The organism is Paracoccus seriniphilus (assembly GCF_028553745.1).
Taxonomy (GTDB): Bacteria; Pseudomonadota; Alphaproteobacteria; order Rhodobacterales; family Rhodobacteraceae; genus Paracoccus; species Paracoccus seriniphilus.
On the sequence record NZ_CP067129.1, the window covers coordinates 2,078,532 to 2,103,246 of the forward strand.

Here is a 24,715-nt window from a genome sequence, read left to right on the forward strand (position 1 = left end):
TTTCTCGTCAGAGGATTTGCCTCTGCCGCGCAGACGGTTGCTGATTTCCATACGAAAATCCATGCTGCTTTGATCCGCGCCCGTGGCGTGTCGATCGCTTCGCAGCGCTTTCCCCTGTCAAATCCGAGGATGGCCCATGAGTGACCATTTCTTTGTCGTGACGGGCGGCCCCGGTGCGGGCAAGACCAGCCTCATCACCGAGCTTGCCCGTCGTGGCTTCCACACGATCCCCGAATCCGGCCGCGCGATCATTCGCGAGGAGATGGACAGCTGTGGGGACGCCCTCCCGTGGGTGGATCGCATGGCCTATGCCGAGCGGATGCTTGAGCGCGATCTCCACGCCTACAGGTCTGCACACGCGCACTCAGGCCCCGTGATCTTCGACCGAGGTACTCCCGACATCATGGGCTACCTGACCCTCTGCGGCCTCCCCGTGCCGCCCCACGTCGCTGCTGCGGCTATCCCGTGCTCGTCGGTAGCACAGTCCTGCGGATACGTTGCGACAGGCAACAGGTGTATTCCCTTCGTAAAGGCGCGAAGGCCTACGGCATCGACGAACGGATGCTGCGCCATAAGCTCTTGGAGCGTGGCGACATCTCGAAATCGGGAAAATCTGGTGCCATCACCTATCATCGCTACCCGTCACGGGCGACGCTGCAAAAGCTCGCCAATGAAACCAACGGCGTGCTAAGCGGGTTCGATGCGGCAAACTATCTCGGGCTGGACATCCACTTGCTGCGCACGTTCGTCGTGGAAGGGCTCATCAAGAAAGCAGGAAAGATGGCCCGAAACGCGCCGTATTTCCGAAGGGAAGATCTCGACGCGTTTCTTGGTCGCTTGTATCGCCAAACACGCCCCGATTTGGAATCGGCCAGTGATGAGGTTTCCCTCATTGCGGCCACGCCCGCGTGCCAATGCTCGACCCTCGAACTCCTGAACCTGATTTTCGAACATGACATTCCGCTACGCAGTGCTGCGGGCGCAGACCTAAGGTTCAACGATTTCCTGATATCTGTCGAGCGGGCAAAAACGGCCATAGGCCAGAGCTCAGCTGGTGCGATCAGCATGTCGGAAGCTGCCGGTAAGCTAGGGGTCGATACCGCAACAATCCGCAACCTGGTGAACGCAGGCTACTTGAGTGCTGCTCCGAAGGCCAAAAGGTCCTCCGAACGCTGGCGGGTGGTCGATGAGGCCTCCGTCGCAGCGTTCGGCGAACACTACATCTCGGCTGCCGATCTTGCTCACGAGCTGCGACGCGATACCGCCAATCTCTGCCGCGAGCTTTACAAAAACGGCGTCGAACCACTCATCTTCAACGGCGAGAACCGGATCATCTTTCGCCGCCGCGATGTTGTTGGAAACAACTAAGATCTGATACCAGTGAAAGCAGGTCATGTTTGCGACAATACATGAAATTCATCCACCCCTTAAAAGCTGAGTTATCTAAGTGCACCCTGGAAGCCCAATCGATGATCTTGACGTTAAGATCTCAGAATTCAAAACAAAATACGAAACCCGCAATCCCCCTCTAGCGTGGCCGATCAAGTCTGAGGAAGAAAGCACGCGGGTGTCCACTCTAAGGTGGTCAGACTTGAGCCCTCCCAGTGCCTTGGTTGATAGCTGGGCGACAAGAGTTGGGACGCTTTCCGTAATTTCCGCGCTTTTTGCGATTGGACAACGAGAAGGTGCCGACATAATGGGGGACTCTCAAGTCATGTTGAGAATATTGGGTTTCATAGTATTACTCTCCTGTTTGGTCCCTCTCTGGAACTACCACGTGCTCGTAAAGGAAGTGGGTAACGACAAGAACAAGGATGGATTGCTGAAAGATGAGATAAGAGTGGGCGTAGCGTATACTATTGTTATCCTGATGGCTGCCGGCCCGTTCCTAATCTTCTGGCCGGGCTTCCAAGTGCTTATAAACTTTGTGCTGTCACCACAGGGGCGCTTGGTGACCGTATTATTGATCCCGCTCGGAATGATATTTGCGCTATTATTGGGGAGACTGCAGCGCAAACGCTCTAGATCGAAAGCCAGCGCGCGCTGACTGTTTTACCAGATTAAGAAGGCCGACCACTGTGTCGGCTTTTTTCATATCTTCCGAGAGGCAACCTTATCTAACGAAAAAGGCAACTACAGTTCGGCATCGAGACTTCCGAGCACTGAATTTAAAAGGAAATTTTGACGCTCAGAGGCAAAACTATGTGCCCCTTCCCAATTCCTGAAAAGCACCAGATAGTTCTGCCTTTCTCGTCAGGGGATTTGCCTCTGCCGCGCAGACGGGTACTGTTTTCCCTACGAAAATCCATGCTGCTTTGATCCGCGCCCGTGGCGTGTCGATCGCTTCGCAGCGCTTTCCCCTGTCAAGTCCGAGGATGGCCCATGAGTGACCATTTCTTCGTCGTGACGGGCGGTCCCGGTGCGGGCAAGACCAGCCTGATCACCGAGCTCGCCCGTCGCGGCTTGCATAAGGTCCCCGAATCCGGCCGCGCGATCATCTGCGAGGAGATGCAGAGCGGCGGAGACGCCCTCCCCTGGGCGGACCGCATGGCCTATGCCGAACGGATGTCGGGGCGGGCCCGTGCGCCTACAGCGCCGCACAGACGCTCTCAGGCCCCATAATCTTCGGTCTGGGCATTCCTGACAGCCTGCATGACCCGCCCCTCTGCGGCCTCCCCGTGCCGCCCCACGTCGCCACAGCAGCCTGCACCGTCATCCCCCCAATCAGATGGAAAGGATCTGGCCTGAACCCAAGCCACTCTTGGCACCGGCTCTCGGTTCGCGTTTTCCTGAACAGGCCAATGAGAGGTGATTGATGGCCTGCCACCACGGCCGGACCCGACTGAGGCCATGGCCCTGAAATCCGGCAATCTCTTGGGGGCCCTGTCAAAACCCTTCGGCAAGGGGGCGCAGCAAAAGCTGCTAGCCGCGCTGCCATCCGGGAGTCTTGCCGATACGTTCGATCAGGAAGTCCATGAAGACCCGCACCTTCAAGGACAGCACATTCGATTTCGGATAGACCAGCCAGATCACCGAACGGTCGGCCAGCTTGTAATCGGGCAACACCTGAACCAGTTCTCCCGAGGCCAGTTCGGCGGCGACGCTCCACAGCGAATTCATGGAAATACCCGCCCCGGCCATGGTCACCCGCTTATGAGTCAGCCCGTCATCCACGATCAGGCGACATCCCGACTGGGCCGGATCAAAGACCATATTCTGCCCATGCGGTCCGATCAGGGGGCGCGCCACCTGATTCTTGAAGGCGATCAGCTGATGCTGCCCCAGATCGTCGGGATGGCGCGGGACACCATGTTTCTCGAGATAGGCGGGGGAAGCACAAAGAACCCTGTTGTCATCCGCCAGCTTGCGGCCCTTCAGGCTGGTATCGGCCAGCGCGGAATTGCGGATGGCCAGATCGAAGCTGCCCTCGATCAGGTCGAACACCGTATCCGACAAGCGCATGTCCAGCGTCAATTCGGGATATCTTGCCAGAAAATCCGGCAGGATCGGTGCGATATACAGTTGCGCGAATGTGCTGGGTGCCGTGAAGCGCAATGTGCCGCGTGGCGTGGCCTGACCCATTCCCAGCGCGGCGCGTCCGGCGTCCTCCTGCGCCAGAATTTCCCGCGCATAGGGCAGGAACTCTGCCCCCTCCAGCGAAAGGGAGACCTTGCGTGTCGAACGGTGCAGAAGATCCGCCCCGACGGCGTTTTCCAGCTTGGCCAGACGCGCCCCAGCCACCGCCGGGGCAAGCCCCAGCTCTCGTCCCGCGGCGCTGATGTTCAGCTTCTCGGCAGCCAGCACGAATAACCGCAGCCCGTCCGTGTCCATGATTATATCCCGAATCAGAAATATGAATTATGATTTCTGACATTTATTTATAGATAGCAAGGAATAAATAGGGGTTTGTGCTGATGCTGCCCTCCTCGAAAGGAACGTACGACATGGCCAAGACAATTCTGATTACCGGAGCGACCGATGGTATCGGCCTGCAAACGGCGAAAACTCTGGCCGGGCGCGGGCACAAGATCCTTTTGCACGGTCGCAGCAAGGCCAAGCTGGAGGCCGCAGCCGCGCAAATCGGCAGAGGGTGCGAAACCTATATGGCCGATCTCGGTCAAATGCCGCAGATCGAGGCGCTGGCGGCCGAAGTTCTTGGCAAGCATGACAGGCTGGACGCCGTGATCAACAATGCCGGTGTCTACAAGCTGCCCGATCCGGTGACTGCCGACGGGCTGGACGCGCGCTTTGTGGTCAACACATTCGCCCCCTATGTGCTGACCAATCTGCTGATGCCTGCCATCCCCAAGGACGGACGGATCGTGAATCTTTCCTCGGCCGCTCAAGCGCCTGTCGATATCGCCGCAATGAAGGGCCAGCACCCGATTGACGACTTTCCCGCCTATGCGCAAAGCAAGCTGGCCCTGACGATCTGGTCACGCGTTCTTGCACGCCAGCTTCCCGAAGGCCCGGTGGTGATCGCGGTCAATCCCGGATCTCTGCTGGCATCGAAAATGGTCAAACAGGGATTTGGCGTGGCTGGCAACGACCTTCAGATCGGTGCCGATATCCTCAGCGATCTTGCCACCGCTCCCGAATATGCCAATGCCTCGGGCCGCTATTTCGACAATGACGAGGGGCGCTTTGACGACCCTCATCCCGCAGCGCTGGATGAAGGCCATTCCACCGAAGTCATGCAGGCAATAGTCGAGATGACCGACGGGCTGCGCGCCGTGAGCTGATGCCCCCTGACGCGCGCATGGCCCGCCCGGCAGACGTGTTGGCCGCGGCTACTGCAGCCTGTCGGCCAGCTCGGACACCTTGCCCATGCGATACAACTTGATTTCGCGCCACAGCTTCAGACTGGGCTTCATCGCGAAAAAGATCGAGCCGATGGTAAAGAACCATGTCGCCGGAATCTGCCATGCATCGGAAAAGAACATGATGGAGCCGACGATGAAACACAGCGCGGCCAGAAAATCGACAATGGTATGGGCAATTTCGAACCGCGCATAGAGACGACGCGATTCCGGCGTCGCCTCACGGTTCTCATGGCGGAATATTCCCCGCCAGAAGCTCAACGGTTCAGACCGCCCGCGACCGAAGGCACGTCACCGGGCGCAAAGCCGAAATGACGCAGCCAGCGCAGATCGCTTTCAAAGAATGCGCGCAGATCCGGAATGCCGTATTTCAGCATCGCGATCCGGTCGATTCCCATGCCAAAGGCAAAACCCTGCCATTCATTCGGGTCGATGCCGCCGGCGCGCAGGACATTGGGATGGACCATGCCCGACCCAAGCACCTCAAGCCAGCCATCGCCCTCGCCCACTTTCAGCGTGCCGCCTTCCCATGAGCATTGGATATCGACCTCGGCCGATGGCTCGGTGAAGGGGAAATGGCTGGCCCGGAAACGGGTCTTGACCGGCTTTCCGAAGTAGGCCGAGAAGAATTCTTCCAGCGTCCATTTCAGCTGCGCCATGGAAATGTCGCGACCGATGGCCAGACCTTCGATCTGGTGGAACATCGGCGTATGGGTCTGATCCATGTCCATGCGATAGACGCGGCCGGGACAGATGATGCGGATCGGTGCACCCTGTTCCTGCATTGCCCGGATCTGCACCGGCGAGGTATGCGTGCGCAGCACATGCGGGGGACGATCATCCCCTTCGGCGCGATGCATGAAGAAGGTGTCATGTTCCTGCCGCGCCGGATGTTCGGGGGCAATGTTCAGCGCATCGAAGTTGTACCAGTCGGTTTCGACCTGCGGTCCTTCGGCCACGGCGAAGCCCATATCGGCAAAGATCGCCGTCACTTCCTCGATGACCTGGCTGACAGGATGGATCGTTCCCTTGGGACGCGGGCGTCCCGGCAGGGTCACATCCAGCCATTCACCGGCCAGCCGCGCCTCGAGCGCGGCATCATCCAGCGCCGCCTTGCGTGCGCGCAGGGCGCTGTCGATTTCATTGCGCAGCTCGTTCAGGGCGCGGCCCTTGGTCTGGCGCTCTTCCGGCGTCATCTTGCCCAGCTCGCGCATCTTCAGGCTGATTTCGCCTTTCTTGCCAAGCGCGGCAAGGCGCACATTTTCGATAGCCGCTGGGTCCGCGGCGTCCTTGATACGGTCAAGCCATTGCTGGCGAAGTGGGGTCAGATCATCCATTGTCATGCCTTAGCGTCCCGGTCGGCGCCTGCGTTAGCACTTGTCGGCGCAGGGGGAAAGCCTCGGCCGCGCAACACGGCCGAGGCAAATGGTTATTTCCAGATGTCGTGGTTCACACCGGGCGCAATTTCGGGATGCGCGTCGATATGGAACATCGGCCGCTGTCCCGCCCTGCGCTGGCGCAGATAGTCGCGCGTGACATAGCTCACGGTGCCCGACAACAGGACGATCGCGATCAGGTTGATCGTTGCCATCAGCCCCATGCTGGCATCGGCGAAATTGAACACGGTCGCAACCGACTGGATTGCGCCCCAGATCACCATGGCCAGTGCCGCAACACGCAGCACCATCACGCCGCTCTTGCCTCCGCCCAGATAGATCACCGCGTTTTCGGCGTAAGAATAGTTGCCGATGATCGAAGTGAAGGCAAAGAAGAAGATCGCCACTGCCACGAATATAAAGCCGAAGCTGCCGAAATGATCGGCCAGAGCAGCCTGGGTCAGCGCCACACCGGTCAGTTCCTGGGATGGCATGACATCGGCCAGCAGGATCAGAACCGCGGTGGCAGTGCAGACCAGCAGCGTGTCGATGAAGACCCCCAGTGCCTGCACGAAGCCCTGGCTGGAAGGGTGATGCGGATTGGGCACGGCCACGGCGGCAATATTGGGCGCCGAGCCCATCCCTGCCTCGTTCGAGAACAGCCCGCGCTTGATGCCGTTCATCGCTGCGGCGATCACGCCACCAGCCACGCCGCCGACAGCCTCTTGCAGGCCAAAGGCGGATTTGACGATGCCGATCAGGATGCCGGGCACTTCGGTGATGTTCATGATCATGACGATGATCGCGGCCAGCAGATACAGCCCCGCCATCAGCGGCACGACCTTTTCGGCAACGCGCGCAATCTGCGGAATGCCCCCGAAGATGATCACCCCGGACAGCCCGGCAACCACCAGCCCGACCAGGGCCTTGTTGATGCCGAATGCGCCTTCGACGGCCTCGGCGATGGAATTGGCCTGCACCGCGTTGAAGATCAGGCCGAAGGACAGGATCAGCGCGACCGAGAAGACAGCCGCCAGCCAGGGCTGTTTCAGACCGCGCGAAATGTAATAGGCCGGACCGCCGCGATACATGCCGTCAGGTCCGTGGATCTTGTACAACTGCGCCAGCGTCGATTCGGCATAGGCCGTCGCCATGCCGACCAGCGCCACGATCCACATCCAGAAGATCGCGCCCGGCCCGCCAAGGGTCAGCGCCACAGCAACACCGGCGATATTGCCTGTACCGACCCGGCTGGCCAGGGATACGGTCAGCGCCTGAAACGGCGTGATCCCGTCGCGATCCACCTCGCCCGACCCCAGGACACATCTCCACATTTCCGCGAAATAGCGGAACTGGATGAAACCCAGCCGGATCGTGAAATAGATCCCGATCGCCAGCAAACCGTAGATGAGGATATATCCCCAGAATATCGTATTGAGAAAATCTATGATCGCGTTCATCCGCCCATCCTCTGATTGCGCCCATGCTCAGCGACAGTGGAACGGATACCTGTTTCGAGCAACCTTCGCCCCGTCGCGGCGGCTGACCTAGCGCGCCGAAACCCGCAAGACCACCCCGCCATGGGGACGCAACGTCAAAATCATGCGCGGCTGTGGCGCATGGCCCGCGACCGAGGTGAATCGGAACCGTGCCAGCAGCGTCGACAGGATGATGACGGCTTCCTGCATGGCAAAGCTTGCGCCAATGCAGATCCGCGGACCGGCGCCAAAAGGCAGAAAGGCAAAGCGGTCGGGCGGCGTCAGAAAGCGCTCGGGATCAAAGGCATCGGGATCTTCCCACAGCAGATGATGACGGTGCAGCGCATAGATGGGCAGGATGATCGTGTCACCGGGGCGCACCTCGCGCCCGCACAGGCTGTCGGGGGCCATGGCCGTGCGCGACAGAAAGGCCGCCGGCGGATAGAGCCGCAACGCCTCATTCACGATCTGCTGGACGTAGGGCAAGGCGGGCAGATCATCCGCCCGCGCCGCACGCCCGCCCAGGACCGAATGCGCCTCGGCGGCGGCACGTTCCTGCACCTCGGGATCGAACGCACAGAGATACAGCGCCCATGCCAATGTCAGCGCTGTGGTTTCATGTCCGGCGACGATGAAGGTCAGCAGATTGTCGCGCAATTCCTCATGCGTCATGCTGCGGCCCGTCTGGGGGTCCTGTGCCTCCAGCAGAAGGTCCAGCAAATCCTGACCCGTTCCGCGTGGTTGCGATGCCCGCGCATCGATGGCCTGATCGGCGATCCGTTTCATGCGGCGCAGATCGCCCCCGGCAAAGATCCTGCCCGGGCGCGGCAACCATGCCGGCAGGCCCAGAACATCCAGCAGCGAGACCTTGGCGGTCTGCGAAATATACCGGTTGATCGCGTGATGCACCGCCGCGCGGTCAAAGGGTGCATTGCCCGACAGGGTTACATCGGAAATCACCTCGAAGGTCGCCGCCACGGTTTCCTCGAACAGATCCACCGGTCCGTTGGCCTGCGCCAGCCGGCGCGATGACGCCTCGGCCGCGGCTGTCATCACCGGACCCAATGCGGTGACATGGCGAAAGGAAAAGGCCGGAGCCATGGCGCGACGCTGCCAGCGCCAATGGGCACCCTCGGCCACGAACAGGCTTTCTCCGACGGCAGGTTTCAGGATCAGCTTGGTCGTGACGGACTTGGGGTAATCCTCGACGCGATCCTTGAGGATCCTGCGCAGGCTGTCCGGGTCCATGACCATATGCCAGCGAATGCCGGTCTTGCCCGAAACGATGGGTTGTCGCAGGGCCAGTTCGGGGATGATGCCCAGCACGTTGCGCCGCGCCAGTGCAACCGTCTCCCAGACACCCGCCGGGCGTGTCGCCAGCGCAACCCGTGCCGGAAGGCGACCACTCATGCCCCTTCACCCGGACCGGAGCCGGAGCGACGGCACGAAAGGCTGTGCAGCGGCTGATACATGCCACGACGATAGTGACAGCAACAGGCCATCTCAATCCTCTTCGCGTAACGGCCATGGCATGCGGACATGAAAAAACCCGCGCGGCGGCGCGGGTTTTCAAATTGCTCTGCAATATGACCGTCAGATCAGGCTGCAGCTTTGGCCTTCTCGACGATCGCACCGAAAGCTTCGGGCTCGTTCACGGCCAGATCGGCCAGAACTTTGCGGTCAACCTCGATGCCGGCTTTCGACAGCAGGTTGATAAAGCGCGAATAGGTCATTTCGGCGTCAACCGCACGAACAGCCGCGTTGATCCGCTGGATCCACAGGGCGCGGAAATTGCGCTTGCGGTTCTTGCGGTCGCGGGTGGCGTATTGGTTGGCCTTGTCCACGGCCTGCGTGGCGGTGCGGAAGTTGCGCGAACGGGCGCCATAATAGCCCTTCGCCGCCTTCAGAACCTTCTTGTGGCGGGCGTGGGTGACCTTGCCGGATTTCACTCGTGCCATGTGTCAGTTCCTTCGATCAGCGGTTGTAGGGCATGTATTTCTTGACGATCTTGGCATCCGCATCCGTCAGGACGGTGGTGCCGCGCGCGTCGCGAATGAACTTGGTGGTGCGTTTGATCATGCCGTGGCGTTTGCCAGCCTGACCCGATTTCACCTTACCCGAAGCCGTGAACGAGAACCGCTTCTTGGCGGCCGCTTTGGTCTTCATCTTCGGCATTTTCGTCTCCTTCGTCAGAGTGAACGCGCGACTCGGCAATGCCATATTGGCCGGCCGCACGGATTACGAAGCGCGCCATATACAGGCGCGCCGATGGATTGGCAAGTGCTCAGGGTGCGGTTCCGGTCGCCTCGGCCGTGATGCGCGCCCAAGCCGACAGAATGTCCTGCGGCTGAAAGGGATCAGGGTTGCAATAGGCACCTGCGAAGATCAGCACGATCCCCACGATCAGCGTGATCACTGCCGCGCGCGGAGGCTCGGTACGCAGCAGCTGAATCACTGCCAGCACGATCGAGACCGCGCAAAGCGCCACCCCGCCCAGCAGAAGATAATCGGACATGGAACCCACCCGTTTTCGTTTCGATGTATGGGTCTATTCCGGATCCGAGGCGTAAATCAACCGCTCGTCACAGGGGGTGATGCGCAGGATGTTGGTGGTTCCGGGTACATTGAAGGGCACACCCGCGGTCAGAACGACCTGCCGCGTCTCGTCGGCAAAGCCAAAATCGCGCGCCGCACGGGCAGAAAGGACCACGGCTTCCTTGAAGCGGCTGAGCCGCGGGGTCAGCACGCAATGGGTGCCCCATGTCAGGCACATCCGGCGCAGCACCGTGACGACCGGGCTCATGGCCAGGATCGGCACCCGTGGGCGTTCGCGCGCGACCAGGCTGACCGTCGTGCCGGATTGGGTAAAGGCGCAGATTGCGGCAATATCGGTGGTTTCCGCGATTTCACGGGCCGCGGTCACGATCGCATCGGCAACGCTGTGCAGATTGGCGCTGCGCGAAGCCTCCAGAATGGCACGGTAGTTGGCATCTGCCTCGACCGAGCGGGCAACATTGTCCATCGTCGTGACCGCCTCGACCGGAAAGGAGCCGGCGGCGCTTTCGGCTGACAGCATCACCGCATCGGTGCCTTCATAGATCGCATTCGCCACATCGCTGACCTCGGCGCGGGTCGGCATCGGGCTGTCGATCATCGATTCCAGCATCTGCGTCGCGACGATCACCGGCTTGGCAGCCGCGCGGCAGGCCCGCACCAGGCGTTTCTGGATCGGCGGCACCGAATGCACCGGCAGTTCGACGCCCAGATCGCCACGCGCGACCATGATGCCGTCAGACGCCTTCAGAATTTCGGCAAAGGCACGCACTGCGGCGGGCTTTTCGATTTTCGAAAGAACCGCAGCACGCCCCTTGGCCAGTTGCTTGGCCTCTTCGACATCCTCGGGACGCTGCACGAAGGACAGCGCCAACCAGTCCACGCCCAGTTCACAGGCGAACTCCAGATCCGCGCGGTCCTTGTCAGACAGGGCCGCCAGCGGCAGCACCACATCGGGCACATTCACACCCTTGCGGTCGGAAATCGCGCCCCCCACGGTCACCGTGCAATTGGCGAAATCGGCACCGCATTCATTCACGGTCAGACGAATCTTGCCGTCATTGACCAGAAGCTCGCTACCCTTTTCCAAAGCCGCAAAGATCTCTGGATGGGGCAACTGCACACGGCTGGCATCGCCGGGGGTCGCTTCCAGATCAAAGCGGAAATCGGCACCGACTTCCAGATCATAGGGACCATCCGCGAATTGCCCGACACGCAGTTTCGGGCCTTGCAAATCGGCCAGGATGGCGATGGGGCGCCCGGTCTCGGCCTCGATTTCGCGGATCGTGGCATGACGTTCGCGGTGATCGTCATGGCTGCCATGGCTCATGTTCAGGCGGAACACATCGGCCCCGGCCTCGAACAAGGCGCGGATCATCTCCTTGCTGCTTGAGGCGGGCCCCAAGGTTGCCACGATTTTCACATTGCGATGTCGTCTCATCGGTGCCGTCCCTAATTTTAGCGCTACCAATGCCACAATCATGCCTCAACGGCAACTGGCGTCTGTGACCTGTGTGGCATAGACAGCCTGCGATATGAAGGATGACGCGCAGATGACACAGCAAGCCTTTCGCACCCATGGTGAAAACCGTCAGTCCCGTTGGCTGATCACATGTGATCACGCCAGCAATCATGTGCCCGACTGGATCAATGGCGGCGACCTGGGCATTGCGGCAGAGGATATGGCGCGTCACATCGCCTTTGACGTCGGCGCTGCAGGCCTTGCCGAACAGCTTGCCGACCGGCTGGACGCTCCGGCCATCCTGTCGCAATTCTCGCGACTGGTCATCGACCCGAATCGCGGCGAGGACGATCCGACCCTGCTGATGCGCCTGTATGACGGCACGGTCATTCCGGCCAACAAACATGCCGGCATCGCCGAACGCGAAGAACGGCTGCAGCGGCTGCACCGCCCCTATCACAATGCGCTTGAACAGCTGGCGGGCCGCCATCCCGCACGCTGCATCTGCGCGGTGCACAGCTTCACCCCACAATTGCGTGGCCGCCCTCCCCGCCCCTGGCAGGTCGGCATCCTCTATTCACATCGTGACGCAAGGCTGGGGCCTGTTCTGGTGCAGGCATGCCGGGATCAGGGCTGGGTGACGGGTGAAAACCAGCCCTACAGCGGCCATCTGGATGGCGATTCGATTGACCGACACGCGTTGCGACAGGGCAGACCCAATGTCCTGATCGAGGTCAGGAACGACCTGATCGCAACACCCGAAGGTCAGGCCGACTGGGCCGCCCGCCTTGCCCCCGTGCTGACACAGGTGCTTGCCGCGACCAATCTGTGATCGCGGCAAGGGGGCTGCCGGGGCCGAGGGCGCGCGGGATCAGACGACCGCCTTGCGGCTTTCTTCCAGATAGATCTCGCGCAGACGCGTCGCGACCTGTCCGACCTGCCCGGTTCCGACCGGCTGGCCGTCAACTTCCACGACCGGCATCACGAATGCCGAGGCCGAAGTGACAAAGGCTTCGTCAGCCGATTGCGCCTCTTCGATGGTAAAGCTGCGCTCTTCGACCTGCATCTGCGCCTCGCGCGCAAAGCGCAGGACCGCGGCGCGGGTGATGCCATGCAGGATGTCCTGGCTGAGCTGGCGGGTGATGATCTTGCCGTCCTTGACGATATAGGCGTTGTTCGAGGTGCCCTCGGTCACCTTGCCATCCTCGACCAGCCAGGCATCGTCGACACCCCTGGCCTTGGCCTCCATCTTGGCCATCGAGGGATACAGCAGTTGCACGGTCTTGATGTCGCGCCGATGCCAGCGCAGATCCTCGACACTGATCACCTTCCAGCCGGTGCGGGCAGCCGGAGCATCGGCCAGACCCGGTTTGGACTGGGTGAACATCACCACCGTCTGCGGCGTATCCGCCGAAGGATAGGCAAAGTCGCGGTCACCGGGATTGCCACGCGTCACCTGCAGATAGACCAGCCCGTCGGTGATCTCGTTCCGCGCGACCAGATCACGATGGATCGCCAGATATTCCTCTGCGCTCAGCGGGTTGGGAATCTGCAGTTCCGCAAGCGAACGTTCAAGCCGCGCCATGTGGCCGGCAAAATCCAGCAATTTGCCATCCAGCACGCTGACCACTTCATAGACGCCGTCGGCCATCAGGAAACCGCGGTCGAAAATCGAAACATGGGCCTGATCTTCCGGAAGAAATTCGCCATTCACATAGACTGTCCGCACCGTCGTCATTCCTTTTTTCCGACAATTTGCGATGGTCCTGCGCCGAAAGACGGGCTTCGTCAAGCATCGGGGCGGCATGCCATGGTACGCAATCCGTGCTTGAAGCCCCATCGATGCTGCGCTAATGCTTGCGCAACATCATTTCGTCCAGACGCAAGGATCAGCAATGAGCTTCCGCACTCAACCTCTGCCGCCCGCCCGCCTGAACCGCTGTCAGCTGTTCGGCCCCGGCTCTCGCGATGGTTTGTTCGAGAAGATGGCCAGCTCTGCCGCCGATGTCATCAATATCGATCTGGAAGATTCGGTCGCCCCCGATGACAAGGACAAGGCGCGCCGCAATACCATCGCGGCGATCAATGATGTCGACTGGGGCGACAAGACCCTGTCGGTGCGCATCAACGGTCTGGATACGCCCTTCTGGTATCGCGATGTGGTCGATCTGCTGGAACAGGCGGGCGAGCGTCTGGACCAGATCATGATCCCCAAGGCCGGCAATGCCAGCGACATTTATGCCGTCGATGCGCTTGTCACCGCGATCGAGGCCGCCAAGGGCCGCAGCAAGCGGATCAATTTCGAAGCCATCATCGAAACCTCGGCCGGCATCTGCCACGTCGAGGAGATCGCCGCCTCTTCCCCGCGCCTGCAGGCGATCAGTCTTGGTGCCGCCGATTTCGCCGCCTCGATGGGCATGGCGACCACCGGCATCGGCGGGACTCAGGAAAACTACTACATGCATCACGAGGGCCAGAAGTATTGGTCAGATCCCTGGCATTGGGCGCAGGCGAATATCGTTGCCGCCTGCCGGACGCATGGATTGCTGCCGGTTGACGGCCCCTTTGGCGACTTCAAGGATGACGAGGGCTTCCGCGCCCAGGCCCGCCGCTCGGCCACATTGGGCATGGTCGGGAAATGGGCCATTCACCCCAGCCAGATCGCGCTGGCCAATGAGGTGTTCTCGCCTTCCGAGGCCGCCGTCACCGAAGCCCGCGAAATTCTGGCCGCCATGGAAGAGGCCAAACGTTCCGGCGCAGGCGCCACTGTCTACAAGGGCCGCCTGGTTGACATCGCTTCGATCAAACAGGCCGAAGTGATTGTAAGACAGGCAGAAATGATCCAGAACAAATAGGAATACACAAGCGGCGGCCGTCTGTGGAGGGATGGAAGCCGCGCCGTGGAGGGCACAGGCCTCGCGCATGTCGCGAGGCCTGTCGCGTTAGGGCAGGGTGGATCAGCTTTCTTCGCAGGCAACCGTACCGGAGCCGATCGATCAGAAATCCATGGCCCGCGCAGCCCGGGCCAATCAGGCCCGGCGCAGTTTCCTGAAGGCCTCGGATGCGCCCCATCCTGCCGCGACCGCGACGAAAAGCGACATCAGCCCATACATCAGCGGGTCATCGAAAGCGAGACGATAGAGCCAGCGCTCCAGCCCGACCTTGCGCACCTCGATCGGCGCCAGATACATATCCACGACCTCCCCCCCGCGCAGCAGGAAGATCCGCGTCTTGTAGTTGCCTTCGATCAGATTGGCCGGCAGGCTGATATCGGCGCGAAACAGCGTCTGATCCACGACCTTCACGCTGCCTTCGTCCAGACGATACAATCCATCCGCCTTGCGCAGTCGGATCAACGCCTCGGTGTAGGGCACGACATCATCGACATCGATCTCTCCGCCAAAGGCGCGCAGTGCCAGCGGCAATGAAATGCGGTAGCGATTGTCAAAGGCGGGATCCAGAATTTCATCCAGCGGCCCGCTGGTGGCAACGGCATAGAAGCCGGGTGCCGCGCCGACATTGACGCTTTCCGAATTGATCCAGATCCCCAGCTTGCGGTCCTTGCGCCAGATGGTCAGCGGCTCGGCCGGAGCCTCTATGGTCACGATGACCTGCAGGGGATCGCCTTCGGGGATCGGCGTTTCGCGCTTGACCGCACCATAGATCAGAATCTCCGACCCATCGAAACTGGCGGTGATCGCGACCGAATCCCGCGACAGCCCCGCCACGACCTGCTCGGGCGGAACGTGGGGTTCGGGTTCGACCTCGACCCGGGCAAGACCGGGATGGGGATACAGCGAATGGCCCTGATCGTCAGGGTGCAGCGGCACGGTCGATCCGCCCCCCTGCTGCGCCAGTGCGGCACCACTGAACAGGCAGAGCGACATCATCAGGGCGAACAGAGCACGCATCAATGTTCTCCTGCACTGATGGAATACAGTTCGTCGGGCTGCAGGAACAGATCCAGCGCCAGCTTGCCGCAGACCAGCAGCACCAGCAGCGCCAGCAGAATACGCAACTGTTCGGCCCGCAGTTTCGCCCCCAGCGTGGTGCCGATCTGCGCACCGATGACCCCGCCGACAATCAGCAGCACCGCCAGCATGATATCCACGGTGTTATAGCTGATGGCATGCATCAGGGTGGTGAAAGCGGTCACGAAGGTGATCTGGAACAGCGAGGTGCCCACGACGACCTTCGTGGGCATGCCCAGAAGGTAGATCATCGCCGGAACCATGATGAAGCCCCCGCCGACCCCCATGATCGCTGCCAGAATGCCGACCGCCACCCCGACCAGCAAAGGTGGGAAAACGCTGATATACAGACCCGAGGCCCTGAATTTCATCTTGGCCGGCCAGCGATGCACCCACATGTGCTGGTGCAGACGCTTGCGATAGGTGGGATTCTTGGACCGGCGCAGCGCACGCAGGCTTTCCTGCAGCATCATCAGGCCGATCAGCCCAAGGAAGACGACATAGCAAAGCTGCACGACCAGATCGACCTGGCCCAGTTCTTGCAGGATGGTAAAGACATAGACGCCCAGCCACGAGCCAACCAGACCGCCAGCCAGCAGCACCCCGCCCATCCGGAAATCGACGGTCTTTCGTTTGACATGGGCCAGCACGCCCGACACCGATGAGGCCACCACCTGATTGGCCCCGGTCGCGACCGCAATCGCCGGCGGGATACCGATAAAGAACAGCAGCGGCGTAATCAGAAATCCGCCGCCAACCCCGAAAAGACCACTCATCAGCCCGACCAGGCCGCCAAGACCGGTCAGGGTAAGCGCATTGACCGATACCTCGGCAATGGGAAGGTAGATCTGCATCGCGCGTGCCACTTTTTGTTTGCGAAACAATGCAACGCACGGGCTGTCGCGTCAAACCGGTTTCCCGGAGGCCGGCAACGGGTTGAAGCGCGTCCTGCAGATCGCTAAGCAAGACAGGATGATAGCAGGCAGACCACCTGTCATGCTGCAGATCGTGCTGCGGGGCTGACATGCGCATACTCATTACCAATGACGACGGAATCAACGCGCCGGGCCTTCAGGTTCTGGAAGAGATCGCCGCCGAACTGGCCGGCCCGGGCGGCGAGGTCTGGACCGTCGCACCCGCCTTTGAACAATCGGGCGTTGCCCATTGCATCAGCTATTCGCATCCCACCATGGTGGCACGGCTTGCCGAGCGCCGCTTTGCCGCCGAGGGCAGCCCGGCCGATTGCGTTCTCGCCGCGATCTCGGACATCATGGTTGATGCCCGCCCCGACCTGGTGCTCTCTGGCGTGAACCGTGGCAACAACGCCGGTGAAAACGTCATGTATTCCGGCACGGTGGGCGGCGCGATGGAGGCCGCCTTGCAGGGCCTGCCCGCAATTGCCCTGTCGCAATATCTTGGCCCACGCACCGCGGATCTTCAGGATCCGTTTGAAACCGCCCGCCAACATGGCGCCGGGGTCGTCCGGCGGCTTCTGGATTATGGCGACTGGGAATCCGATGCGGATTTCCGGCTGTTCTACAATGTGAATTTCCCGCCGGTTCCGGCGTCGGGCGTTCAGGGCATCCGCGTCACCCCCCAGGGACGGCGGCGCGAAACCAGCTTTGGCGTCGTGCCCTATACCGCACCGAACGGGCGTCGCTTCATGTGGGTGTCTGGCGGATCGCAGCAGACGCCGGCCGCAGAGGGCAGTGATGTCTCTGCCAATCTGGCCGGTTTCGTATCCGTGACGCCGATGCGCGCAGATCTGACCTGCCACAACTCGCTCGACGGATTGGCCAAAGCGCTGAATGGCGATATGCTTGCTTGCAGCCAGCCAACGAATAGCGACGCCGGATGAGCGAACAGGACGACAACGAGGATAGTGCAGCCGAGCGCAAGATGCGTTTTCTGTTTCAGCTTCGCTCTCGTGGCGTGACCGATCCACGTGTTCTGGATGCCATGGAGCGCATAGATCGCGGATTGTTCGTGCGTGGCCAGTTTTCCGACCGCGCCTATGAGGATACGCCGCTTCCCATCCCCTGCGGGCAAACCATCAGCCAGCCCTCGGTGGTCGGGTTGATGACACAGGCCCTGAATGTCGGACCACGCGACACGGTTCTGGAGGTCGGCACCGGCTCTGGCTATCAGGCCACGGTCCTGTCGGGCTTGTGCCGGCGCGTCTATACCGTGGACCGCCACAGGCGTCTGGTCCAGGAAGCCGAGGTGATCTTTCGCGAATTGGGCCTGTCCAATATCACCGCACAGGTCGCCGATGGCTCGCGCGGGTTGCCCGATCAGGCGCCATTCGATCGGATTCTGGTGACAGCCGCGGCCGAGGATCCGCCCGGCTCGCTGTTGGCACAACTGAAGATCGGCGGTATCATGGTGGTGCCGGTCGGGCAGTCGGACGCCGTGCAGACGCTGATCCGCGTTACCCGAACCGAAACGGGATTCGACTATGACGAATTGCGCCAGGTGCGTTTCGTCCCGCTGGTCGAGGGGTTGGGACAGACATGACCCCCTTCCAGAGTATTGCAGGTTGAGGACAGGTAAATGAGCAGGACTTCCTTGCAGATCATGGCGGCAGGCGTGACCCTTGCCGCGCTGGCGTCATGCGGACCAACGACCGGCTTTGATCCGGATCTGCGCGGCTGGGTGACCGGTAATCTGAACACTTCCGAGGCCGCCGCGAAGGCCGTGCCGCGGCCCGCCGCGGATTCCCGCGGCATCATCACCTTCCCGAACTATCAGGTGGTGGTCGCACGCAAGGGGGACACCCCCGCGATGATCGCCGCCCGACTGGGACTCGGCGCATCCGAATTGGCCAAATATAACGCCCTGAGCCCCGACACGCCGCTGGAGGCCGGGGCAACACTGGTCCTGCCAAGAACCGTGGCGGCCGGGACCGCCGTCTCGGCAGGAACAACGAGCACCACCGGGCTTGTCAGCGACCCCTTTGCGGGCGAACCCGCAAAGCAGACCGAGGCCGAGAAATCCGCGGCACCGCAAAGCAAGCCGACCACGGTTCAGCCCAAACAGCACGTCGTCGTCGCCGGGGAAACGGCATGGTCGATCTCGCGCAAATACGGCGTCAGCGTGCAGGATCTGGCCAGTTGGAACGGCCTGCCGGATTCCATGGATGTGCGAATCGGCCAGCGCCTGATGATCCCCGTTGCCGGGCAGGAACCCAAGGATCCCACCGCAATCACCACCGCACCGGGCAGTGGCAGCCCCACGCCACGCCCCCCTTCGGCTGCCGAACCGCTGCCCAAGGAAGAGACCGCCCCGGCTGCAGCCCCCGGCCCCAAGCCTCCTGCAACCGATCTGGGCTCGACCCGCACGGCCGCATCATCGGACGGACGTTTCAAGATGCCGGTCAGCGGGTCCATCATTCGCGTCTATGAGAAAGGCAAGAATGACGGGATCGATATCGCGGCAGCGGCGGGCGCACCGGTCAAGGCTGCCGGCAGCGGCACCGTTGCGGCAATCACCCGCGACACGGCGGGCGTTCCCATTGTTGTCGTGCGCCACGATGGCGGCTTGATGACCGTTTATACGGGACTTGAAACGCTTGACGTGGCCAAGGGAGAATCTGTTTCCTCGGGACAGGACATCGGAGAAGCCGGCAAGACGGGCGTCGTTCATTTCGAAGTGCGCCGCGGCTTTGAAAGTGTTGATCCCGAAGACTATCTGAACTGATCCGCCGGTCCTCCCGGTTGTCTGTCTTCTGGGGCAACCGGGAGGACCGGAGCGGAGATCTCGAAGCTGCCGAGTTCCCCCTGCAACCGGACCAGGCCCGCCGGATGTTTCGCAGTTCAGAGCCGATCAAGCTGATCGTCGATTGCCGCTGCGACTTCGCGCCGGATCACCGCGCGCAGATTTTGCGAAAAGCGCTGCCCCAGATCCCCATGCATCTCTTCGCGGATCATTTCACGCAGGATCTCGCGAATCCGCTCGTCCTCCTTCGCAGAAACTCCCATGGGAGAGCGATCTGACGGCACATCTGCACGACTTTCAGGCAGGTCCTGGCAGTCAACTTCCCGGGGGCTGATCTGCCCTGTCAGACTCGCTTTCCATTCAAACGCCTCGGCAAAGCTTGCATCGTCGTCTTCAGGTGCAACCTGCACGGTCTGGTGCGTCAGGTGAACGACATTCTCTGCCGCTTCTGCCTCGCCGGGCCCGTCATCCGGGCGGGCAAAGTCGCGCCAACGGATCGAGACGTCCTGCACATCGCGAACCACGCGGCGGGTCTGGTCCAACTGCAGCGGACGCTTGCGTTCCGACGGATCCTGCGGCGCACGGTTCTCAGGCCGCTCAACCTCGCGCTGCGCATCGTGTTGCGGCGACCTGATGATGGGTTCCACGCGGCATCCTGCTTCCGAGGCGGCCGCAGCCTGTGCGGACGTTGCCCCGTGTCGCAAGACGGGCTCGACCCTGTGTCGCATGGCAACCGACTGGTCGATCGGCCTCAACCAGGGCGGTTCCCTTCGCATTTCCTGCCGGGAAGTCGAATCCGGATCTGACGGGGCGATATCGTCGGCCGGTTTCCCTTGGCGCCGAGGCTGTGGTGGTGAAATGGTCCAGTCAGAGGCATTGCGGGCCCCGGCCAGCCGACGTGCCAGACCTGCCTCACCGCCATAGCGTTGCGCCAGATCTTCGGCAGGGTCGGTTTCCGTTTCCTGATGACTGTCTGCTGCGGCCTGCCTCTCCCAGCGGGGAGAACGACCGGCGGCTTCATCTGCGGCTATCAGCTTTCGTATCGTGCCAAGCACATCGCTGATATCTTCGGTCAGGCGGGCGGCATCCTGCGATCCATGTGAATCTTTCATGCCGCCCCCCGGTTTTGGAAGGCTTCAGTTGCCCTTGCCGATTGCACGCAGAACGCGGTCAAGGCTCTCGCCCTGCTTGCTGGTGCGCGGCGCGTTGCGCACGGCATTGTAGTATTGCGATGGGTCATAGGTCGGAATCCCCAGTTTCAGGTGTTCTACCGTCAACAAACCCATAGCAGCCAATAGTTGATAATGTGCTAACTGCAGATTGGCTTCCGCCGTGATCTTGTCGGCGCGGGCCTCCAGCAGCGACTGTTCGGCATCCAGCACGTCCAGAGTCGTGCGTGCGCCCAGTGAGGCCTCTTCACGCACACCGTCATAGGCCTGCTGTGCAGCCGATATCTGCTGATCGATCGCGCCGATCTGTGCGCGTGCAACCGAGATATTCGACCATGCGGTGCCCACCTGCTGGCTGACCTGACGCGCAACATTCAGCAGCGATGCACGGGCCTGATCGCGCTGTGCCATCGCCTTGCGATGCGCGGCAGAGAGACTGCCGCCCGAGTAAATCGTCTGGCTCAGGCTCAACCCGACCGAACCATCGATGGGCTGATCATAGCCGCCGTTCTCGGGGTTGTTCATGCCGACGATTTCCGCGCTCAGCGACCCCGACAATGACGGATTGCGTTCCGCCGCTGCTGCCGCCACGGCCAGTTCGGCCGCAGCCGCGGTCCGTTGTGCCTGAAGGATCGAGGGATGATTCTTCTGAGCGATGGCGCGCGCTGCATCCAGATTCTTTGGCAGTTTGGGCAAGGGCGGCGGTGCCGAAAGCGTACCGGCCTTCTTGCCCACTGCAGCCAGATAGGTTTCGCGCGCAACCTCCAGGTCACCCTGCGCAGCCGCCAGAGAGGCCTGCCCCTCGGCCAACTGGGCATCGGCCAGCGCAACATCGGTCACGGTGATCTCGCCAACCTCGAAACGGTCAAGCGCTGCCTGACGCTCCTGGCTGACCAGTTTAACCGAATTCTGTTGCAGCGCGACCTGCTCGGTCGCTTCGCGGACCCCGAAAAAGGCCTGCGCGGCGGTCAGCAACACATCCTGTTCGATGGCGACAAGTGCCTGCCGCGTCGCCAGGACCTGCTCTTTCGCACCGTCGATGGCCAGTTGCGAACGCCCCCAGTCATACAGGACCATTTCCGCGCTGAGACCCAGCGACGTGGTGCGCAGAGTGGTTGCGCCTTCCTTACGCGAGACCGTGTGGCCGGCGATCCACTGCACCACCGGCCGCAATTGTGCCACGGCGCTGGCGACATCTTCATCCGCCGCGCGCAGGACAGCACGATTCTGTTCGATCAGCGCAGAGTTGCGATAGGCCGCGACCAGAGTATCGGCCAACGTCTCGGCACTGGCCTGCCCGATCGTCACGACCGATATCCCGGCCGCGATCACGACAGCGCGGATCTTGGATAATTTGCTCACAGGCAGAATCCTCTTTCGCGCTCGAAACCTTGCAGCAAGGGAGCATGCGCATGGAATGCGTAGCGCCAGTTGACGCGTCCGTTCAGGCGGTGTCCGATACGGACAACGCCCAGTGACCCCTCCACGAACAGGGCAGCGATCTTGCCACCCTCTTTCAATTGGTCAATGATCGCAGCGGGAACCTCTTCGACGCCGCCCTCGATGAGAATGGCATCATAGGGGCCCTGCTTGGCATTGCCTTCGGCAAGGGCTCCGGCAAGAACTGCGACATTATAGACGCCGGCATCGGCCAGTCGCGTCTGTGCCTCGGCGGCCATGTCCTCGTCATCCTCAATGGCGACGACGGCTTCCGCCATGCGCGCGATCACCGCGGCCGAATAGCCAAGGCCACAAGCGATATCCAGGACTAGGTGATCCGGCTCGATATCCAGCGCATCCAGCATCTTGGCCAGAGTGCGCGCCTCGAGCATGACACGCTTGTCGCTCAAGGGCAGATTTTCTCCGGAATAGGCGACGGCACGACGGGATGCGGGGACAAAATCCTCGCGCGGAATCGTCAGCATAGCTTCGATAATCGGAAACTTTGTTACATCGTTCGGACGAACCTGAGTATCCACCATCATGGTGCGGCGCGCGGCGAAATCGGTCATGTCGGAAACCTCTGCTCGACCTGCTTTGCGCGCTTATTGCCACGATTCACGAGGCTGGGCAACGCCGCTTGGGCCATCTTGATCCTGCATTTTACAAAGATCTGCACTGATTTGAACCAAATTTCACGCCTGCAGCGCCACCCTGCACCCCGATTTGGCAGGGTGCCGCCGCGAAATTCGCGGATCGCTGACAGATCTCTGGCTTCATCGCTTACCATGTCGCGCCGAATCCCGAAAGGTCCGGCGCGCTTGGAAAGCGTGGTCAGTTGTCCATCTTCAGCGCCTGAATGAAGGCCGCCTGAGGGATTTCGACCTTGCCGAACTGGCGCATCTTCTTCTTGCCGGCCTTCTGCTTTTCCAACAGCTTCTTCTTGCGCGTTGCGTCGCCGCCATAGCATTTGGCGGTCACATCCTTGCGCATGGCCGACAGCGTCTCGCGTGCGATGACGCGGCTGCCGATGGCAGCCTGGATCGGAATCTTGAACATATGCCGCGGGATCAGCTCTTTCAGCTTTTCGACCATGACGCGGCCACGCGACTCGGCGCGGTCGCGATGCACCATGATCGACAGCGCATCCACAGGTTCGTCGTTCACCAGGATCGACATCTTGACCAGATGATCCTCGCGGTATTCGCTGATCTGATAGTCAAAGCTGGCATAACCCTTGGTCACCGATTTCAGCCGGTCATAGAAATCGAAAACGACTTCGGCCAGCGGCAGGTCATAGACCGCCATCGCGCGGCTGCCCGCATAGGTCAGATCCATCTGGATGCCGCGCCGGTCCTGACACAGCTTCAGCACATCGCCCAGATATTCGTCGGGCACCATGATCGTGGCCTTGATGCGCGGCTCGGTGATATGGTCGATCAGCGTCGGATCGGGCATATCTGCGGGATTGTGCAACTCGCGCACCTCGCCATCACGCATATGCAGCTTGAACACCACCGAAGGGGCGGTGGTGATCAGATCCAGATCATATTCGCGTTCCAGCCGGTCGCGGATCACCTCAAGGTGCAGCAATCCGAGAAAGCCGCAGCGGAAACCGAAGCCAAGCGCCGCCGAGGTTTCCATCTCGTAGCTGAAACTGGCATCGTTCAGCGCCAGCTTTTCAATCGCGTCGCGCAGCGCCTCGAAATCATTGGCATCAACCGGGAACAACCCGCAGAACACCACCGGCTGCGCGGGCTTGAAGCCCGCAAGTGGCGTCGCACAGGGCTTTTTCTCATGCGTGATCGTATCGCCGACCCGCGTATCGCGCACCTGCTTGATCGAGGCGGTGAACACGCCGATCTCGCCCGGTCCAAGTTCGGGAATATCCTTCATCGCCGGGGTCAGCACGGCCAGCTTGTCCAGACGGTAGGTCGCGCCGGTCTGCATCATCTTGACCTGATCGCCCTTGCGGATCATCCCATCCATGACGCGGATCATGACCACGACGCCAAGATAGGGATCATACCAGCTGTCGACCAGCATCGCCTTCAACGGCGCATCACGATCCCCGGTCGGAGCGGGCAGACGCGTAACGATGGCCTCCAGCACATCGGGAATGCCGATGCCGGTCTTGGCGCTGATCGGAACTGCCTCCGAAGCGTCGATCCCGATCACGTCTTCGATCTGTTCCTTGACGCGGTCGGGCTCGGCGGCCGGCAAGTCGATCTTGTTCAGGACCGGGACGATCTCGTGATCGGCATCAATGGCCTGATAGACATTCGCCAGGGTCTGCGCTTCGACCCCCTGCGTGGCGTCAACCACCAGCAATGATCCCTCGACCGCGCGCATCGAGCGGCTGACCTCATAGGCGAAATCGACATGGCCCGGCGTGTCGATCAGATTGAGCACATAGGTCTCGCCATCCTTTGCCGGATAGACGATGCGAACGGTGTTGGCCTTGATGGTGATGCCACGCTCGCGCTCGATATCCATGGCGTCCAGCATCTGGGCCTTCATGTCGCGTTCAGCGACAGTGCCCGTCAGCTGAATCAGCCGATCAGCCAGCGTGGATTTTCCGTGGTCGATATGCGCCACGATCGAGAAATTGCGTATATGGGACAGCTCGGTCATTGGGCGGCTATACAAGGCCCGGGACGCCACGAAAAGAGGCTTTCGCGCCTCGGGTGCCGCTTCTTGCCCGAGGCATTGCCTCGGAGCCGCGCCGG

General features: G+C 61.3%; 24 protein-coding genes and 1 pseudogene. 9 read left to right on the plus strand and 16 right to left on the minus strand.

Going from position 1 to position 24,715, the window contains the following annotated elements; all coding sequences use genetic code 11:
- Nucleotides 1–136: 136 nt before the first annotated feature.
- From JHW44_RS10175 to JHW44_RS10185, 3 genes and pseudogenes are all read left to right on the plus strand, one after another.
- A pseudogene (locus tag JHW44_RS10175) lies at nucleotides 137–448 on the plus strand (AAA family ATPase); the annotation flags it as partial.
- Nucleotides 449–513: 65 nt separating this feature from the next.
- The gene (locus tag JHW44_RS10180) at nucleotides 514–1,368 is read left to right on the plus strand and encodes a hypothetical protein (protein ID WP_179217722.1); all 855 of its coding nucleotides are present in this window, start codon (nucleotides 514–516) and stop codon (nucleotides 1,366–1,368) included.
- A gap of 1,014 nt (nucleotides 1,369–2,382) precedes the next feature.
- Complete coding sequence (locus JHW44_RS10185; protein WP_245847139.1) at nucleotides 2,383–2,622, plus strand: AAA family ATPase; 240 nt, start codon at nucleotides 2,383–2,385, stop codon at nucleotides 2,620–2,622.
- 300 nt (nucleotides 2,623–2,922) lie between these two features.
- On the opposite strand, the gene JHW44_RS10190 is transcribed toward JHW44_RS10185, so the two are convergent.
- Nucleotides 2,923–3,831, minus strand: coding sequence for a LysR family transcriptional regulator (locus tag JHW44_RS10190; RefSeq protein ID WP_089344586.1), 909 nt, complete (start codon nucleotides 3,829–3,831; stop codon nucleotides 2,923–2,925).
- 113 nt (nucleotides 3,832–3,944) lie between these two features.
- Between JHW44_RS10190 and JHW44_RS10195 the strand changes: the two genes are divergently transcribed.
- Nucleotides 3,945–4,742, plus strand: a complete 798-nt coding sequence (locus JHW44_RS10195; protein ID WP_089344585.1) for an SDR family NAD(P)-dependent oxidoreductase — start codon at nucleotides 3,945–3,947, stop codon at nucleotides 4,740–4,742.
- A gap of 48 nt (nucleotides 4,743–4,790) precedes the next feature.
- Here JHW44_RS10195 and JHW44_RS10200 read toward each other — a convergent pair whose 3' ends face one another.
- The 8 genes from JHW44_RS10200 to pyk all read right to left on the minus strand — a co-directional run bounded on the left by JHW44_RS10200 (nucleotide 4,791) and on the right by pyk (nucleotide 11,668).
- Nucleotides 4,791–5,081 carry a YrhK family protein gene (locus tag JHW44_RS10200; RefSeq protein WP_089344584.1) on the minus strand — a complete coding sequence of 97 codons (291 nt, stop codon included), beginning with the start codon at nucleotides 5,079–5,081 and terminating at the stop codon, nucleotides 4,791–4,793.
- The gene (gene pheS, locus JHW44_RS10205; protein ID WP_089344583.1) at nucleotides 5,078–6,157 is read right to left on the minus strand and encodes a phenylalanine--tRNA ligase subunit alpha; all 1,080 of its coding nucleotides are present in this window, start codon (nucleotides 6,155–6,157) and stop codon (nucleotides 5,078–5,080) included. The genes JHW44_RS10200 and pheS overlap by 4 nt, the downstream gene beginning before the upstream one ends.
- Before the next feature lie 92 nt (nucleotides 6,158–6,249).
- Complete coding sequence (locus tag JHW44_RS10210) at nucleotides 6,250–7,656, minus strand: alanine/glycine:cation symporter family protein (RefSeq protein WP_089344582.1); 1,407 nt, start codon at nucleotides 7,654–7,656, stop codon at nucleotides 6,250–6,252.
- Nucleotides 7,657–7,743: 87 nt separating this feature from the next.
- Nucleotides 7,744–9,084: a cytochrome P450 gene (locus JHW44_RS10215; RefSeq protein WP_089344581.1), complete on the minus strand. Its 1,341-nt coding sequence runs from the start codon at nucleotides 9,082–9,084 to the stop codon at nucleotides 7,744–7,746.
- Nucleotides 9,085–9,272: 188 nt separating this feature from the next.
- Nucleotides 9,273–9,632, minus strand: coding sequence for a 50S ribosomal protein L20 (gene rplT / locus JHW44_RS10220; RefSeq protein ID WP_089344580.1), 360 nt, complete (start codon nucleotides 9,630–9,632; stop codon nucleotides 9,273–9,275).
- Nucleotides 9,633–9,648: 16 nt separating this feature from the next.
- Nucleotides 9,649–9,849 (minus strand): 50S ribosomal protein L35, encoded by a 201-nt coding sequence (gene rpmI, locus JHW44_RS10225; RefSeq protein WP_089344579.1) that lies wholly within the window; start codon nucleotides 9,847–9,849, stop codon nucleotides 9,649–9,651.
- A gap of 109 nt (nucleotides 9,850–9,958) precedes the next feature.
- Complete coding sequence (locus JHW44_RS10230; protein ID WP_089344578.1) at nucleotides 9,959–10,189, minus strand: hypothetical protein; 231 nt, start codon at nucleotides 10,187–10,189, stop codon at nucleotides 9,959–9,961.
- Nucleotides 10,190–10,222: 33 nt separating this feature from the next.
- Nucleotides 10,223–11,668: a pyruvate kinase gene (pyk, locus tag JHW44_RS10235; RefSeq protein WP_089344577.1), complete on the minus strand. Its 1,446-nt coding sequence runs from the start codon at nucleotides 11,666–11,668 to the stop codon at nucleotides 10,223–10,225.
- 112 nt (nucleotides 11,669–11,780) lie between these two features.
- On the opposite strand from pyk, the gene JHW44_RS10240 reads away from it, so the two are divergent.
- On the plus strand, nucleotides 11,781–12,521 hold the full coding sequence (locus JHW44_RS10240; RefSeq protein ID WP_089344576.1) for an N-formylglutamate amidohydrolase: 741 nt from the start codon (nucleotides 11,781–11,783) through the stop codon (nucleotides 12,519–12,521).
- Nucleotides 12,522–12,560: 39 nt separating this feature from the next.
- Here JHW44_RS10240 and JHW44_RS10245 read toward each other — a convergent pair whose 3' ends face one another.
- Nucleotides 12,561–13,427, minus strand: coding sequence for a D-amino-acid transaminase (locus JHW44_RS10245; protein ID WP_089344575.1), 867 nt, complete (start codon nucleotides 13,425–13,427; stop codon nucleotides 12,561–12,563).
- A gap of 157 nt (nucleotides 13,428–13,584) precedes the next feature.
- Here JHW44_RS10245 and JHW44_RS10250 point away from each other — a divergent pair, with 157 nt between their 5' ends.
- Complete coding sequence (locus JHW44_RS10250) at nucleotides 13,585–14,544, plus strand: L-malyl-CoA/beta-methylmalyl-CoA lyase (protein ID WP_089344574.1); 960 nt, start codon at nucleotides 13,585–13,587, stop codon at nucleotides 14,542–14,544.
- A gap of 174 nt (nucleotides 14,545–14,718) precedes the next feature.
- Here the strand turns inward: JHW44_RS10250 and JHW44_RS10255 are convergent, their stop codons facing one another.
- Together JHW44_RS10255 and JHW44_RS10260 are read right to left on the minus strand one after the other, a co-directional pair.
- Nucleotides 14,719–15,600: a TIGR02186 family protein gene (locus tag JHW44_RS10255; protein WP_245847136.1), complete on the minus strand. Its 882-nt coding sequence runs from the start codon at nucleotides 15,598–15,600 to the stop codon at nucleotides 14,719–14,721.
- On the minus strand, nucleotides 15,600–16,514 hold the full coding sequence (locus tag JHW44_RS10260) for a sulfite exporter TauE/SafE family protein (protein WP_089344573.1): 915 nt from the start codon (nucleotides 16,512–16,514) through the stop codon (nucleotides 15,600–15,602). Before JHW44_RS10260 ends, JHW44_RS10255 begins: the two co-directional genes overlap by 1 nt.
- 170 nt (nucleotides 16,515–16,684) lie before the next feature.
- Here JHW44_RS10260 and surE point away from each other — a divergent pair, with 170 nt between their 5' ends.
- From surE to JHW44_RS10275, 3 genes are read left to right on the plus strand one after another with little or no spacing between them, the layout of a single operon-like run.
- The gene (surE, locus tag JHW44_RS10265) at nucleotides 16,685–17,518 is read left to right on the plus strand and encodes a 5'/3'-nucleotidase SurE (protein ID WP_089344572.1); all 834 of its coding nucleotides are present in this window, start codon (nucleotides 16,685–16,687) and stop codon (nucleotides 17,516–17,518) included.
- Nucleotides 17,515–18,177 (plus strand): protein-L-isoaspartate(D-aspartate) O-methyltransferase, encoded by a 663-nt coding sequence (locus JHW44_RS10270; protein ID WP_089344571.1) that lies wholly within the window; start codon nucleotides 17,515–17,517, stop codon nucleotides 18,175–18,177. Before surE ends, JHW44_RS10270 begins: the two co-directional genes overlap by 4 nt.
- A gap of 36 nt (nucleotides 18,178–18,213) precedes the next feature.
- Nucleotides 18,214–19,359, plus strand: a complete 1,146-nt coding sequence (locus JHW44_RS10275; protein WP_089344570.1) for a LysM peptidoglycan-binding domain-containing protein — start codon at nucleotides 18,214–18,216, stop codon at nucleotides 19,357–19,359.
- 116 nt (nucleotides 19,360–19,475) lie between these two features.
- On the opposite strand, the gene JHW44_RS10280 is transcribed toward JHW44_RS10275, so the two are convergent.
- The 4 genes from JHW44_RS10280 to lepA form a co-directional block, all read right to left on the minus strand.
- Nucleotides 19,476–20,489 (minus strand): hypothetical protein, encoded by a 1,014-nt coding sequence (locus JHW44_RS10280; protein WP_089344569.1) that lies wholly within the window; start codon nucleotides 20,487–20,489, stop codon nucleotides 19,476–19,478.
- A gap of 24 nt (nucleotides 20,490–20,513) precedes the next feature.
- Nucleotides 20,514–21,908: a TolC family outer membrane protein gene (locus tag JHW44_RS10285; protein WP_179217727.1), complete on the minus strand. Its 1,395-nt coding sequence runs from the start codon at nucleotides 21,906–21,908 to the stop codon at nucleotides 20,514–20,516.
- Nucleotides 21,905–22,558, minus strand: a complete 654-nt coding sequence (locus JHW44_RS10290; protein ID WP_089344567.1) for a protein-L-isoaspartate O-methyltransferase family protein — start codon at nucleotides 22,556–22,558, stop codon at nucleotides 21,905–21,907. The genes JHW44_RS10285 and JHW44_RS10290 overlap by 4 nt, the downstream gene beginning before the upstream one ends.
- Nucleotides 22,559–22,820: 262 nt before the next feature.
- Nucleotides 22,821–24,620: a translation elongation factor 4 gene (gene lepA, locus JHW44_RS10295; protein ID WP_089344566.1), complete on the minus strand. Its 1,800-nt coding sequence runs from the start codon at nucleotides 24,618–24,620 to the stop codon at nucleotides 22,821–22,823.
- Between the last annotated feature and the right edge of the window lie 95 nt (nucleotides 24,621–24,715).

Bases quoted from the DNA above. Each gene is read 5' to 3' on its own strand.
- JHW44_RS10185 (WP_245847139.1), top strand. From the start codon at position 2,383: ATGAGTGACCATTTCTTCGTCGTGACGGGCGGTCCCGGTGCGGGCAAG.
- JHW44_RS10190 (WP_089344586.1), bottom strand. From the start codon at position 3,831: ATGGACACGGACGGGCTGCGGTTATTCGTGCTGGCTGCCGAGAAGCTG.
- JHW44_RS10195 (WP_089344585.1), top strand. From the start codon at position 3,945: ATGGCCAAGACAATTCTGATTACCGGAGCGACCGATGGTATCGGCCTG.
- pheS (WP_089344583.1), bottom strand. From the start codon at position 6,157: ATGGATGATCTGACCCCACTTCGCCAGCAATGGCTTGACCGTATCAAG.
- JHW44_RS10210 (WP_089344582.1), bottom strand. From the start codon at position 7,656: ATGAACGCGATCATAGATTTTCTCAATACGATATTCTGGGGATATATC.
- JHW44_RS10215 (WP_089344581.1), bottom strand. From the start codon at position 9,084: ATGAGTGGTCGCCTTCCGGCACGGGTTGCGCTGGCGACACGCCCGGCG.
- rplT (WP_089344580.1), bottom strand. From the start codon at position 9,632: ATGGCACGAGTGAAATCCGGCAAGGTCACCCACGCCCGCCACAAGAAG.
- rpmI (WP_089344579.1), bottom strand. From the start codon at position 9,849: ATGCCGAAGATGAAGACCAAAGCGGCCGCCAAGAAGCGGTTCTCGTTC.
- JHW44_RS10230 (WP_089344578.1), bottom strand. From the start codon at position 10,189: ATGTCCGATTATCTTCTGCTGGGCGGGGTGGCGCTTTGCGCGGTCTCG.
- pyk (WP_089344577.1), bottom strand. From the start codon at position 11,668: ATGAGACGACATCGCAATGTGAAAATCGTGGCAACCTTGGGGCCCGCC.
- JHW44_RS10240 (WP_089344576.1), top strand. From the start codon at position 11,781: ATGACACAGCAAGCCTTTCGCACCCATGGTGAAAACCGTCAGTCCCGT.
- JHW44_RS10245 (WP_089344575.1), bottom strand. From the start codon at position 13,427: ATGACGACGGTGCGGACAGTCTATGTGAATGGCGAATTTCTTCCGGAA.
- JHW44_RS10250 (WP_089344574.1), top strand. From the start codon at position 13,585: ATGAGCTTCCGCACTCAACCTCTGCCGCCCGCCCGCCTGAACCGCTGT.
- JHW44_RS10255 (WP_245847136.1), bottom strand. From the start codon at position 15,600: ATGCGTGCTCTGTTCGCCCTGATGATGTCGCTCTGCCTGTTCAGTGGT.
- JHW44_RS10260 (WP_089344573.1), bottom strand. From the start codon at position 16,514: ATGCAGATCTACCTTCCCATTGCCGAGGTATCGGTCAATGCGCTTACC.
- surE (WP_089344572.1), top strand. From the start codon at position 16,685: ATGCGCATACTCATTACCAATGACGACGGAATCAACGCGCCGGGCCTT.
- JHW44_RS10270 (WP_089344571.1), top strand. From the start codon at position 17,515: ATGAGCGAACAGGACGACAACGAGGATAGTGCAGCCGAGCGCAAGATG.
- JHW44_RS10275 (WP_089344570.1), top strand. From the start codon at position 18,214: ATGAGCAGGACTTCCTTGCAGATCATGGCGGCAGGCGTGACCCTTGCC.
- JHW44_RS10280 (WP_089344569.1), bottom strand. From the start codon at position 20,489: ATGAAAGATTCACATGGATCGCAGGATGCCGCCCGCCTGACCGAAGAT.
- JHW44_RS10290 (WP_089344567.1), bottom strand. From the start codon at position 22,558: ATGACCGATTTCGCCGCGCGCCGCACCATGATGGTGGATACTCAGGTT.
- lepA (WP_089344566.1), bottom strand. From the start codon at position 24,620: ATGACCGAGCTGTCCCATATACGCAATTTCTCGATCGTGGCGCATATC.